Annotated in this window: 10 protein-coding genes; 4 read left to right on the forward strand and 6 right to left on the reverse strand. The window is 71.5% G+C overall.

Translation table 11 applies throughout. The features are described from left to right. The first annotated feature begins 232 nt into the window (after positions 1-232). Together G3I54_RS03860 and G3I54_RS03865 are read left to right on the forward strand one after the other, a co-directional pair. On the forward strand, positions 233-1,048 hold the full coding sequence (locus tag G3I54_RS03860; protein WP_164611102.1) for a DsbA family protein: 816 nt from the start codon (positions 233-235) through the stop codon (positions 1,046-1,048). A 141-nt stretch (positions 1,049-1,189) separates the two neighbouring features. Further along, positions 1,190-2,851, forward strand: a complete 1,662-nt coding sequence (locus tag G3I54_RS03865) for an alkaline phosphatase D family protein (protein ID WP_164611104.1) — start codon at positions 1,190-1,192, stop codon at positions 2,849-2,851. A gap of 16 nt (positions 2,852-2,867) precedes the next feature. Here the strand turns inward: G3I54_RS03865 and G3I54_RS03870 are convergent, their stop codons facing one another. After that, positions 2,868-3,446, reverse strand: a complete 579-nt coding sequence (locus G3I54_RS03870; RefSeq protein WP_164611106.1) for a dienelactone hydrolase family protein — start codon at positions 3,444-3,446, stop codon at positions 2,868-2,870. Between the two features lie 49 nt (positions 3,447-3,495). Between G3I54_RS03870 and G3I54_RS03875 the strand changes: the two genes are divergently transcribed. Next, positions 3,496-4,647 carry a mechanosensitive ion channel domain-containing protein gene (locus G3I54_RS03875; protein ID WP_164611108.1) on the forward strand — a complete coding sequence of 384 codons (1,152 nt, stop codon included), beginning with the start codon at positions 3,496-3,498 and terminating at the stop codon, positions 4,645-4,647. 33 nt (positions 4,648-4,680) lie between these two features. Here the strand turns inward: G3I54_RS03875 and G3I54_RS03880 are convergent, their stop codons facing one another. The 5 genes from G3I54_RS03880 to G3I54_RS03900 all read right to left on the reverse strand — a co-directional run bounded on the left by G3I54_RS03880 (position 4,681) and on the right by G3I54_RS03900 (position 9,314). Beyond that, positions 4,681-6,267, reverse strand: a complete 1,587-nt coding sequence (locus tag G3I54_RS03880) for a Na+/H+ antiporter (protein WP_164611110.1) — start codon at positions 6,265-6,267, stop codon at positions 4,681-4,683. Between the two features lie 133 nt (positions 6,268-6,400). After that, positions 6,401-6,886, reverse strand: a complete 486-nt coding sequence (locus G3I54_RS03885) for a GNAT family N-acetyltransferase (RefSeq protein ID WP_164611112.1) — start codon at positions 6,884-6,886, stop codon at positions 6,401-6,403. Further along, on the reverse strand, positions 6,883-7,824 hold the full coding sequence (locus G3I54_RS03890; protein ID WP_164611114.1) for an RluA family pseudouridine synthase: 942 nt from the start codon (positions 7,822-7,824) through the stop codon (positions 6,883-6,885). Before G3I54_RS03890 ends, G3I54_RS03885 begins: the two co-directional genes overlap by 4 nt. 49 nt (positions 7,825-7,873) lie before the next feature. Then, positions 7,874-8,464 (reverse strand): signal peptidase II, encoded by a 591-nt coding sequence (gene lspA, locus G3I54_RS03895; protein ID WP_164611116.1) that lies wholly within the window; start codon positions 8,462-8,464, stop codon positions 7,874-7,876. 58 nt (positions 8,465-8,522) lie between these two features. Then, positions 8,523-9,314 (reverse strand): TraR/DksA C4-type zinc finger protein, encoded by a 792-nt coding sequence (locus tag G3I54_RS03900; RefSeq protein ID WP_164611118.1) that lies wholly within the window; start codon positions 9,312-9,314, stop codon positions 8,523-8,525. Positions 9,315-9,879: 565 nt separating this feature from the next. On the opposite strand from G3I54_RS03900, the gene ileS reads away from it, so the two are divergent. Then, positions 9,880-13,023 (forward strand): isoleucine--tRNA ligase, encoded by a 3,144-nt coding sequence (gene ileS, locus G3I54_RS03905; RefSeq protein ID WP_164611120.1) that lies wholly within the window; start codon positions 9,880-9,882, stop codon positions 13,021-13,023. The last annotated feature ends 127 nt before the right edge of the window (positions 13,024-13,150 follow it).

Here is a 13,150-nt window from a genome sequence, read left to right on the forward strand (position 1 = left end):
GCCGCTGCTGACCGCGGTCGCCGTGGTGCGCGCGGGCGTCCGGTCCGCGGCCCGCCGGGCCCGGCCCGCCGGGCGTCCGCACCCGCCGCTGACCGCCCGCTTCCTCGTGCGCTGTGTGGGCCGCAGGGGCCCGCCGTCCGCGCTGTACGCCGCTGCCTGAGGGCACGGCGACACGCGATACGCGGCAGGCCCACTCCCCACACGTAGCAACACGCACTCACGGAGAACGATCATGAGCAAGCGGAACACCCAGGCGAACAAGGCGGCGGCCCGCGAGCGGCTGCGCGCCGAGCGCGAGCGTCAGGCCAAGAAGGACAAGACCCGCAAGCAGCTCGTCGTGGCGGGTTCGGTCGTCGCCGCCCTCGCCGTGTTCGGCGGCATCGCCTACGGCGTGGCGCAGCTGAACAAGCCGGACGCCTGGGAGGCGGCCGCGGACGCGAAGAACGTCACCGCGCCGAAGAACACCTCGGGCAAGGACGGCACCACCGTGGTGGTCGGCGAGCCGGGCGCGAAGAAGACCCTGGAGCTGTACGAGGACTCGCGCTGCCCGGTCTGCGCCACGTTCGAGCAGGGCGTCGGCGAGACCGTCTCGAAGGACGTCGAGGCCGGCAAGTACAAGGTCAAGTACATCGGCGCGACCTTCATCGACAACACCGACAACGGCGAGGGCTCCAAGAACGCCCTGAGCGCGCTCGGTGCGGCGCTGGACGTGAGCCCCGAGGCGTTCCTGGAGTACAAGGCCGCGCTGTACTCCGCGAAGTTCCACCCCGAGGAGAGCGACGACAAGTTCGCCAAGGACAGCTATCTGATCGAGGTCGCGGACTCGGTCGACGCGCTGAAGGGGAACAAGGCCTTCCAGAAGAACGTCGAGGACGGCACCTTCGACGCCTGGGCGATGAAGATGTCCAAGACCTTCGACAAGAGCGGTGTGCAGGGCACGCCGACGGTGAAGATGGACGGCAAGAAGGTCACCAGCGAGGGCAGCGAGAACGCCCCGATGACGGCCGACGAGTTCACGAAGGCCATCGACAAGGCGCTCAAGGCGTAACACCTCCCGGGCCGGGCTCCGCGCTCCGGGGCCCGGCCCGGGGTCCGGCGGGCCACCGGCCGGCGACCGTTTCCCAACGGGCGGGCGAACTTCCTCTGTTCGCCCGCCCGTTCGCCGTACGCGCCCGTAGGGTGATCGGCCGTGACCAGTCGACACCTTTCCTCGCCGAGCCGCCGCACCGTCGTACGGGCCGCCGCCGCGAGCGCCGCCGCCGTCCCCGTGCTCGCCACCGCGTCCATCACCTCCGCGACCCCCGCGCGGGCGGCAGCGGCCCCCGCTTTCCTGCACGGCGTCGCCTCCGGCGACCCACTGCCCGACGGCGTCCTGCTGTGGACGCGCGTCACTCCCGAGCCCGGCGCGGAGCCCGGCTCGGGGCTCGGACCGGACACCCCGGTGCGCTGGGAGGTCGCCGAGGACCGGGAGTTCACCCGGATATCCGCGACCGGCACGACGACGGCCTCGGCCCCCTCCGACCACACAGTGAAGGCCGACGTCCGGGGGCTGCGGCCGGCCACCGCGTACTGGTTCCGCTTCACGGCGGGCGACGCCGACGGTGCGGTCTCCCCCGTCGGCCGCACCCGCACCGCGCCCGCGGCCGACGCCACCGTGCCCGGCATCCGGTTCGGCGTGGTGTCCTGCGCCAACTGGGAGGCCGGCTGGTTCTCCGCGTACCGGCATCTCGCCGCCCGGCCCGACCTGGACGCGGTCGTGCACCTGGGCGACTACCTCTACGAGTACGGGACCGGCGCGTACCCGGCGCGGGGCACGGTGCGCGAACACCGGCCCGCCCACGAGATCCTGGACCTCGCCGACTACCGCACCCGGCACGGGAACTACAAGACCGACGCCGACCTCCAGGCGCTGCACGCGGCCCACCCGGTCATCGCGATCTGGGACGACCACGAGTTCGCCAACGACGCCTGGTCGGGCGGCGCGGAGAACCACACGCCGGGCGCGGAGGGGGCCTGGGAGCAGCGGGTGGCGGCGGCCAAGCAGGCCTACTTCGAGTGGATGCCGGTGCGCGCCTCCACCGAGGGGACCGTCTACCGGCGGCTGCGGTTCGGGCGGCTCGCCGAGCTCCATCTGCTGGATCTGCGCAGCTTCCGCTCCGAGCAGGCGTCGATCGGCAGCGGGTCGGTGGACGATCCGGAGCGCACGGTCACCGGCCGGGCCCAGTTGGACTGGCTGAAGGCGGGGCTGGCCGGGTCGGACGCGGCCTGGAAGCTGGTCGGCACATCGGTGATGATCTCGCCGGTCGCCTTCGGCGCGCTCCCCGCGCATCTGCTGGAGCCGCTGGCCGGACTGCTGGGCCTGCCGAAGGAGGGCCTGGCGGTCAACGTCGACCAGTGGGACGGCTACACCGACGACCGCAAGGAGCTGATCGCGCATCTGCGGGACCGGGGCGTCGCCGACACGGTGTTCCTGACCGGCGACATCCACATGGCCTGGGCCAACGACGTACCCGTGAAGGCGGCCACGTATCCGCTGTCGGCGTCGGCCGCCACGGAGTTCGTCGTCACGTCGGTGACCTCCGACAACCTCGACGACATCCTGCGGGTCGCGCCGGGGACCGTGTCCGTGGTCGCGGCGGCGGCCGTGCGGGCGGCCAACCGCCATGTGAAGTGGGTGGACATGGACGGGCACGGTTACGGGGTGCTGGACGTCACCGCCGAGCGGGCGCAGATGGACTACTACACGCTGTCCGACCGGACGGACCGCGCGGCCACCACCGCCTGGACCCGCTCCTACCGCACCCGCCGGGGCACCCAGCGCGTCGAGCGGGCCGACCGCCCGGTGCGCTGAGCGCGCCGGAGCGCCCCTACAGGGTGGCCAGGAAGCCGAGCGCGACCTTCCAGGTCTGCTCGGCGGCCGCCTGGTCGTAGTCGTGCCGGTCGGGGTCGGTGAACAGGTGCCCGGCCCCGGGGTAGCGGTAGACCTCCACGTCCGCGCCGGTCCGCTGCATCTGGAGGTACCAGCTGTTGAGCCAGTCCTGGGACTCGAAGGGGTCCGGGTCCGCGACGTGCAGCTGGACGGGCAGCTCGTCCACGGTGGCGTTCTCGGCGATGTCCGAGGTGCCGTGGAACAGCAGCAGCCCACGCGCCTTCGCGTCGCCCAGCGCCAGGGTCTGCGCGGTCGCCGCGCCGAGGGAGAAGCCGGCGTAGACGAGCCCCTGGTCGGAGTAGGGCGCGGCGGCCAGCACGGCGCGCTTGAGCAGCTCGTCCTTGCCGATCTCGTCCTTGTACGCCATGCCCTCTTCCACCGTGTCAAAGGTGTGCCCCTCGAACAGATCGGGCACGCGCACCTCATGGCCGGCGTCCCTGAGGCGCGCGGCCGCGGCGTGCACGGCGGGCGTGAGCCCGTACGTCGAGTGGAAAAGCATGATGTTCATGAGGCCCATGGTGCCATTCGTGCCCTGAGGTCCGCCCTACAGCCAGGAGGACGAGTCCATGGAGAGCGTGCTGCGCCCGCTGGTCGTCATCGGCGGTTCCGTGGTGATCACCCTGCTGATCGGCTGGCTGGTCGACCTGCTGCTGCGGCGGGCCGACAGCCGTCACCAGGAGACCCCGCTGTGGGGGCTGCTGCGGCGCTGCCGGCCCCCGTTGCAGGTGGTGGTCATCACGGCGCTGCTGCGCGGCAGCTACCGCCAGACGAAGATCGACTGGGTGTGGGACCACCGGGCCGGGATCGGCCAGGTGCTGACCCTGGTGCTGATCGGCGCGTCCGCCTGGCTGGTGGTGCGGATCGCGGCGACGGTCGTGGAGGCCAGCTACGCCCGGTACGCCACGGCCACCCGCGACCCGGCCCGGGTCCGCCGGGTCCGTACGCAGGTGACGCTGATCCAGCGGGTGGTCATCGCGGTGGTGACGGTGGTCGCCATCGCCGCGATGCTGCTGACGTTCCCTCCGATGCGGGCGGTCGGCACGTCGATGCTCGCCTCGGCCGGGCTGCTCGGCATCGTCGCGGGCGTCGCCGCCCAGTCCACGCTCGGCAACCTCTTCGCCGGGCTCCAGATCGCGTTCGGCGACATGGTGCGGATCGGCGACACCGTGGTGGTGGACGGCGAGTGGGGCACGATCGACGAGATCACCCTGACGTTCCTGGCGGTACGGACCTGGGACGAGCGGCGGATCACGATGCCGGTCTCGTACTTCACCAGCCAGCCGTTCGAGAACTGGTCGCGCGGCGGGGTGCAGATGACCGGCACGGTCTTCTTCCACCTCGACCACTCCGCCCCGGTCGCCGCGATGCGGGAGAAGCTGCGGGACCTGCTCGGCGACATCGCGGCCTGGGACGGCCGGGACTGGTCGCTGGCCGTCACCGACACGACGCCGTCCACGATCCAGGTGCGGGCGGTGGTCACGGCGAAGGACGCGGACGACATCTGGACGGTGCGCTGCGCGGTCCGCGAGCAGCTGATCGGCTGGCTGCGCGACCACCATCCGTACGCGCTGCCGCGGATCGCCACCGCGCCCGCCGTACTGCCGCCGGGCGAGCAGTGGGCGGAGCTGACGGGCTCCGCCGGCCGGCCCGGCCGCAACGGCACGTCGCCGCCCGCCGACCGGGGCGACTCCAAGGCCCCGCGCACGGGCCGCGGCTGAAGCCGCCGGCCCCCGGGGAGCGGACGGGGCGGCTCAGCGCAGCGAGCGGAAGTCCAGATACCGCAGCACCCGGTCCACGACCTCCGGGTCGGAGCCGGGCTCGCTGCGCGCGGAGAGCACCTCGTGGCGGGCGGCCGACATCATCTCGCGCTGGACCCGGCTGACCGCCTTGAAGCGCTCGGCGCGCTTGGCGTAGGCCTCGCGGCGCTCCTCGTCGACCATGTCCGGGCTGATCCGGGCCCCGATGTCGTACGCGGCGCGCTGGAGCCGCTCCACGACCTCCTCGGGGAAGTCCTCGACCTCCTGGATCTCCTTCAGGCGGTACTTGGCGGCCTTGGCGGCCCGGATGGCGAGGTCCCGCTCCAGCGCCTCCTCGGCGTCGGTGTCGGCCCGGACCTTCAGCTTCCGCACCAGCCAGGGCAGGGTGAGCCCCTGGAAGACCAGGGTGGCCATGATCACGGCGAACGCGATGAAGATGATCTCGTCGCGCCCGGGGAAGGGCTGCCCGTCGTCGGTCTCCAGCGGGATCGCCAGCGCCAGGGCGACGGAGGCCACCCCGCGCATCCCGGCCCACCACATCACGACGGTCTCCCGCCAGCTGGTGGGGATCTCCTCGCTGACGTCGCGCCGGGTGTGCAGCTTCTTGGCCAGCCAGGTCGCGGGCAGCAGCCACAGCAGCCGTACGCCGACGACGACGGCGACGATCGCGAGCCCCCAGCCGACCATCTCCAGGGCGTGCCCGTCGGCGGTGCCGAACACGGTGTGCAGCTCCAGGCCGATGAGCCCGAAGGCGACGCCGGTGACCAGGGTGTCGACGATGTCCCAGAAGGTGCGTCCGGTGAGCCGGCCGAGCACGTCGTCGGCGTCGGCGGTGTGCTCGGCGAGGAACAGCGCGATGGTCAGGACGGCCAGCACGCCGGAGCCCATCAGCTCCTCCGCGAGGACGTACGCGACGAAGGGCACCAGCAGGGTCAGGCCGACCTGGAGGGTGGCGTCGCCGAGCAGGTTCATCAGCTTGATGGTGAGCCAGCCGAGCGCGAGGCCGACGGCGACCGCGACGACGGCGGAGAGGACCAGCAGCCCGAAGGCCTCGGGGAGCGAGAAGGTGCCGCTGACGGCGGCGGCGATGGCCACGTGGTAGAGCACGATGGCGGTCACGTCGTTGAAGAGCCCCTCGCCCTCCAGGATCGACACCAGCCGGCGCGGCAGCCCCACGGAGCCGGCCACGGCGGTGGCCGCGACCGGGTCGGGCGGGGCGACGAGCGCGCCGAGGGCGACGGCCGCGGCGATGGGCAGCCCCGGCACGATGGAGTTGGCGACCGCGGCGACGGCGGCCGTGGTGACGAAGACGAGGGCCACGGCCAGCAGGAAGATCGGGCGTCTGTTGGCGGCGAACTGCCGCCAGGAGGTGCGCTGCACGGTGGCGTAGAGCAGCGGCGGCAGCAGGGCGGGAAGGATGATCTCCGGCGGGACGTCGACGTTCGGCACGAACGGCATGAACGCCATCGCGATGCCGACGAGCGTCATCAGCACCGGCGCCGGCAGCCCCAGCCGTGCTCCGAGCGGCACGGTGACCACGGCTCCGAGCAACAGCAGGAGCAGCAGGGACATCTGTTCCACGAGGTGCCTTCCGGAGCGTGCGGGTCCGGCACGTCACGAGCGGCCGAACAAGGACTCCCACCCTGCCACGCGACCTGCGCGATTCAGCCGATACCCCCCGCGCTCACTCCCGCTTCCGGCGCCCGGGCGGCGCTCAGGCCGGGCGGATCTCCCGCCGCATCGCCCGGTGCGGCATGCCCGCGTCGGGGAACTCGGGGCCGTACGCGACATATCCGAGCCGCTCGTAGAAGCCGAGGGCGTGGGTCTGGGCGTGCAGGTCGACGGCGGCCAGGCCCAGCTTCCGCGCCTCGTCCTCGATGGCCACGACGAGGGCCGCGCCGACGCCGAGGCCGCGGGCCTCCCGGCTCACGGCGAGCCGGCCCAGCGAGCCGACGGTGAGATCGCCGCCGGTCCTCCCGGCCGCGTCCGCGCCGTGCAGCAGTCGGCCCGTGCCGAGCGCGGTGCCGTCCGCCGCGACGGCCAGGACATGCACGGCGGTCGCGTCGTGGGCGTCGTACTCCAGCTCCTCGGGCACGTTCTGCTCACCGACGAAGACGTCCTTGCGGACCTGGAAGCAGGCCTGGAGGTCGCTCTCCTCGACGGCCCTGCGGGTGCTGTACGGGGTGGGGACGGAGCTCACTGGCTCTCCGCGGAGATGGTGTCGAGGGCGTGCTGGAGGTCGGCCGGGTAGGTGCTGGAGAACTCCACCCAGCCGCCGTCGCTCGGGTGCTCGAAGCCCAGGCGCACGGCGTGCAGCCACTGGCGGGTCAGTCCGAGGCGCTTGGCCAGCGTCGGGTCCGCGCCGTAGGTGAGGTCGCCGACGCAGGGGTGGCGGTGGGCGGACATGTGGACCCGGATCTGGTGGGTGCGGCCGGTCTCCAGCTTGATGTCGAGGAGGCTGGCGGCGCGGTAGGCCTCGATCAGGTCGTAGTGGGTCACCGACGGCTTGCCCTCGGCGGTGACCGCCCACTTGTAGTCGTGGTTGGGGTGGCGGCCGATGGGGGCGTCGATGGTGCCGCTCATCGGGTCCGGGTGGCCCTGGACGAGGGCGTGGTACTTCTTGTCGACGATCCGGTCGCGGAACTGGGCCTTGAGCAGGGTGTAGGCGCGCTCGGACTTGGCGACGACCATCAGGCCGGAGGTGCCGACGTCGAGGCGGTGCACGATGCCCTGGCGCTCGGCGGCGCCGGACGTGGAGATCCGGTAGCCGGCGGCGGCGAGGCCGCCGATGACGGTGGTGCCGGTCCAGCCGGGGCTGGGGTGGGCGGCGACGCCGACCGGCTTCATGATGACGACGATGTCGTCGTCGTCGTGGACGATCTCCATGCCCTCGACGGGCTCGGCGACGATCTGGACGGGAGCGGCCGCCTGCGGCATCTCCACTTCCAGCCAGGCGCCCCCGTGGACCCGCTCGGACTTCCCGGCCACCGAACCGTCCACCTGGACCTTCCCGGCTGCGGCCAGCTCGGCGGCCTTGGTGCGGGAGAAACCGAACATCCTGGAGATGGCGGCGTCGACGCGCTCGCCTTCCAGGCCGTCCGGTACGGGCAGGGTGCGGATCTCGGGGTGCGTACTCACCTGTCGAGTATGCCTTGCGCGGAAGGCTCTCCGCGCAGCCCGGCCCCGGTCAGTCCTTGTGCACGGTCCCGTCGGGGTCCAGGCCCTTGAAGGAGAGGATCACGATGAGGATGCCGCCGCACACGATGGCGGAGTCGGCGAGGTTGAAGACGGCGAAGTGCTTGGGGGCGATGAAGTCCACCACCGCGCCCTCGAACACGCCGGGGGCCCGGAAGAGCCGGTCGGTGAGGTTGCCGAGCGCACCGCCCAGGAGGAGGCCCAGGGCGATGGCCCACGGCAGGCTGTAGAGCTTGCGGGCCAGCCGGACGATCACCACGATCACGCCGGCGGCGATGATGGTGAAGATCACCGTGAACGCCTCGCCGAACCCGAAGGCGGCGCCCGCGTTCCGGATCGCCCGGAACTGCAGCCAGTCGCCGATGATGTCGATCGGCGGCTGGTGCTCCAGCTTCGCGACCACGATCATCTTGGTGACCAGGTCCAGGAGATAGGCCACGACGGCCACGCTCAGGAGAACGAGGACCTTCCGCTTGCCCCGGCCCGCGTTCACGGCGGCGTCGGCGGCCGTACTGCCGCCTTCGTCCGTGCCCTCGGCATCGGGATTTTCCGGCGTACCGATGATGCGCTCCGCCTCTGCCACGTGAATCCCTCGACCTAGGTGCCTGACTGAGGACGAGGGTACGACACACCTGTGCGGATCAGCCGCGCCGCTCCTGCTTCTGTTTGTCCTCGACGCACAGGGTGGCCCGGGGGAAGGCCTGCATCCGCGCCTTGCCGATCGGTTTGCCGCAGATCTCGCAGAGCCCGTACGTCCCCGCCTCCAGACGGGCCAGCGCCCGTTCGGTCTGCTCCAGCATCTCCTGGGCGTTGGCGGCGAGCGACAGCTCGTGCTCGCGGGTGATGTTCTTGGTGCCGGTGTCGGCCTCGTCGTCGCCCGCGCCGTCGCCGGAGTCCCGCATCAGCCCGGCGAGCGCCGCGCCGGAGGCCTCCAGCTCGCTGCGGAGCCGCAGCGTCTCGCTGGTCAGCAGCGTCCGCGCCTCGGTGACCTCCTCGGGCGTCCAGGGGTCCTCCCCGGGCCGGACGGCCAGCTCGTCGGGGGCGGCGGCGCGGGCCGGCGGCACGGGGGCCGTGGCCTGTCCGCCTGCTGCGGGACGACTCGCGCTCTTCTTGGCTACCACCGTGTGGGCTCCCGTCTGCTCGGCGGCCGGGGCCGCCTCCGTGGCCGCCGTTGCGGCCTTTTTCGACGCCTTCTTGGCCGCGCTCTTCTTGGCGGCGGTCTTCTTGGCGACGGTCTTCTCGCCGACCGTCGCCTTCTTCGCTGCGGCCTTCTTGGCCACGGTCTTCTTCGCCGCCGTCTTCTTGGCCGCCGTCTTCCTGGCGGCAGCCTTCTTCGCCGTCCTCTTCGCGGGCGCGGCCTCCTGGTCGGCCGGTGGCTCGTGGGTGCCGTCGTGCTCGGCCGCGGTCTCTTCCGCCGTCTTCTTCGCCACCATGGCCGCGGCCCCTTCACATATTGTGATCTTGCTCGCGAATCGTGCTGGGACGATAAATCGACTCCAGCCCCGCGGCAACGGGGCACGCCGCCTTCTGGCCCCTCCCCGTATCCGGTCGTGGCGCGCCTGCCTCCGTTGTTCCCAGCTCCCCGCCCGGTAATCCGGCCACCGGCCCCCGCCGGGAAGTCCGGACGCCCCGTCCCGCCACTCGGGTCACGCCCGCGCGCCGCCGATAACCGGTCGGCCGTCGCCCGTACGGGCCCGTACACTGGCCCCAGCGAGAGGCGTGGATGGGACGAGTAGCGTCGTACGCAGCCAGCAGCGACCCGGGGACGGTGGGAGCCCGGGGGCGAGCGCGTCGTGAAGATCACCCCGGAGCCGCCGGAAGAACGCCTTGGATGTGTGGGTTCCGCCCCCGGGTCCAGGGCCACTAGACCCGGCATCGCGACCCCAATGAGGGGGCCAGGGGCATACGCCCAGGGCCAAGGAGGGTGGTACCGCGGGAGCAGATCCGGCTCTCGTCCCTCCGACGGAAGTGGAAAACGTCCGCCGGAGGAAGCCGCACATGACATCGCCGCAGTACCGCCAGGTACCCGCCCAGGTCGACCTGCCCGCGCTGGAGCACGCCGTGCTCGACTTCTGGCGCGAGAGCAAGATCTTCGCCAAGAGCCTCGACCGGTCCGAGGGCCGCCCCGAGTGGGTCTTCTACGAGGGCCCGCCCACCGCCAACGGCATGCCGGGCGCGCACCACATCGAGGCCCGCGTCTTCAAGGACGTCTTCCCCCGCTTCCGCACCATGCAGGGCTACCACGTCGGCCGGAAGGCCGGCTGGGACTGTCACGGCCTGCCGGTCGAGCTCGCGGTCGAGAAGGAGCTGGGCTTCAACGGCAAGAAGGACATCGAGGCGTTCGGCATCGCCGAGTTCAACGCCAAGTGCCGTGAGTCGGTGACCCGGCACACCGACGCCTTCGCCGAGCTGACGACCCGCATGGGCTACTGGGTCGACCTGGACGACGCCTACCGCACGATGGACCCGGAGTACGTGGACTCCGTGTGGTGGTCGCTCAAGGAGATCTTCAACAAGGACCTGCTGGTCCAGGACCACCGGGTCGCCCCCTGGTGCCCGCGCTGCGGCACCGGCCTGTCCGACCACGAGCTGGCCCAGGGCTACGAGACGGTCGTCGACCCCTCGGTCTTCGTCCGCTTCCCCCTCACCTCCGGCCCGCTGGCCGGCGAGGCGGCGCTCCTGGTCTGGACGACCACGCCGTGGACGCTGGTCTCCAACACGGCCGTCGCCGCCCACCCGGACGTCCGCTACGTCGTCGCGACGAACGGCGAGGAGAAGCTCGTCGTCGCCGAACCCCTCCTGGAGAAGGCGCTCGGCGAGGGCTGGGAGACGACCGGCCAGTCGTTCACCGGCGCCGAGATGGAGCGCTGGACCTACGAGCGCCCCTTCGCCCTGGTCGACTTCCCCGCCGAGGCGCACTACGTGGTCAACGCCGAGTACGTCACGACCGAGGACGGTACGGGTCTGGTCCACCAGTCCCCCGCGTTCGGCGCCGACGACCTCCTGGTCTGCCGCGCGTACGGCCTCCCGGTGGTCAACCCGGTCCGCCCCGACGGCACCTTCGAAGAAGACCTCCCGCTAGTCGGCGGCGTCTTCTTCAAGAAGGCCGACGAGGCGCTCACCGCGGACCTGGACGCACGCGGCAAGCTCTTCCGCCACGTCCCGTACGAGCACAGCTACCCGCACTGCTGGCGCTGCCACACGGCGCTGCTCTACTACGCGCAGCCGTCCTGGTACATCCGTACGACCGCGATCAAGGACCGTCTCCTTCAGGAGAACGAGAAGACCAACTGGTTCCCGGACTCGGTCAAGAACGGCCGCTTCGGCGACTGGCTGAACAACAACATCGACTGGGCGCTCTCCCGTAACCGCTACTGGGGCACGCCGCTGCCGATCTGGCGCTGCGAGGACAACCACCTGACGTGCGTGGGCTCCCGCGCGGAGCTCTCGGAACTCACGGGCACGGACCAGTCGTCGCTCGACCCCCACCGCCCCTTCATCGACGAGATCACCTTCACCTGCACGCACGAGAACTGCCAGCTGGAGGCGTACCGCGTCCCGGAGGTCATCGACGCCTGGTACGACTCGGGTTCGATGCCGTTCGCGCAGTGGGGCTACCCGTACAAGAACAAGGAGATCTTCGAGAGCCGTTACCCGGCGCAGTTCATCTCGGAGGCGATCGACCAGACTCGCGGCTGGTTCTACACGCTGATGGCGGTAGGAACGCTGGTCTTCGACAAGTCGTCCTACGAGAACGTGGTCTGCCTGGGCCACATCCTCGCCGAGGACGGCCGCAAGATGTCCAAGCACCTGGGCAACATCCTCCAGCCGATCCCGCTGATGGACCAGCACGGGGCGGACGCGGTGCGGTGGTTCATGGCGGCGGGCGGCTCCCCGTGGGCGGCACGCCGGGTGGGCCACGGCACGATCCAGGAGGTAGTCCGCAAGACGCTCCTGACGTACTGGAACACGGTGGCTTTCCAGGCCCTGTACGCACGCACCTCGTCCTGGGCCCCCTCCGAGGCCGACCCGGCCCCCGCGGACCGCACGGTCCTGGACCGCTGGCTGCTGAGCGAACTCAACGCGCTGGTCGACCAGATGACGGTGGCGATGGAGGGTTACGACACCCAGCGCGCCGGCAAGCTGCTCTCGGCGTTCGTCGACGACCTCTCCAACTGGTACGTACGCCGCTCGCGCCGCCGCTTCTGGCAGGGCGACAAGGCGGCGCTGCGCACGCTGCACGAGGTCGTCGAGACGGTGACCCGGCTGATGGCGCCGCTGGTCCCGTTCATCACCGAGCGGGTCTGGCAGGACCTGATCGCCCCGGTGACCCCCGACGTCCCGGAGTCGGTGCACCTCTCCACCTGGCCCAAGGCGGATCTCTCCGCCATCGATCCCACCCTCTCCTCCCAGATGGCGCTGGTGCGCCGCCTGGTCGAGCTGGGCCGGGCGACGCGCGCGGAGTCGGGAGTGAAGACCCGCCAGCCGCTGTCCCGGGCCCTGGTAGCGGCGAACGGCTTCGACACACTGCCCGCCGACCTTCGGGCGCAGATCACGGAAGAGCTGAACGTCACATCCCTCGCCTCGCTCTCCGAGGTGGGCGGCTCGCTGGTCGACACGACGGCGAAGGCGAACTTCCGCGCCCTGGGCAAGCGGTTCGGCAAGGGCGTGCAGGCGGTGGCCAAGGCGGTGGCCGAGGCGGACGCGGCAGCGCTCTCCCTCGCCCTGCGCGAAGGCACGGCGACGGTGGAGGTGGAGGGCGAGCAGATCACCCTCGCCCCCGACGAGGTGATCATCACGGAGACCCCGCGCGAGGGCTGGTCGGTCGCCTCGGACTCGGGCGCGACGGTCGCCCTGGACCTGGAGATCACCCCGGAGCTCCGCCGCGCGGGCCTGGCCCGTGACGCGATCCGCCTGATCCAGGAGGCCCGCAAGAACAGCGGCCTGGACGTGGCGGACCGCATCGCCGTCCGCTGGACGACGACGTCCCCGGCCACGGCAGAGGCCCTCACCGAGCACACCCCGCTGATCTCCGAGGAGGTCCTGGCCGTGGACTACGCGGAGGGCGAGGCGGACGAGACGTACGGCGAGGCGTTCGAGGACGAGGGCCTGGCGCTCACGTTCCGCCTGCGCAAGCAGTAGCGGTAGCCCGCACGACCAGAAGGGCCCGGCCGGAAAGTCTCGGCCGGGCCCTTCCCCGTACCCCGCGCCTCAAACGCCAGCGGCGAGGCCATCTCTCCTCAAGCGCCGGAGAGGCTACAAGATGTCC

The organism is Streptomyces sp. SID14515 (assembly GCF_010548505.1).
GTDB classification, from domain to species: domain Bacteria; phylum Actinomycetota; class Actinomycetes; order Streptomycetales; family Streptomycetaceae; genus Streptomyces; species Streptomyces caviscabies.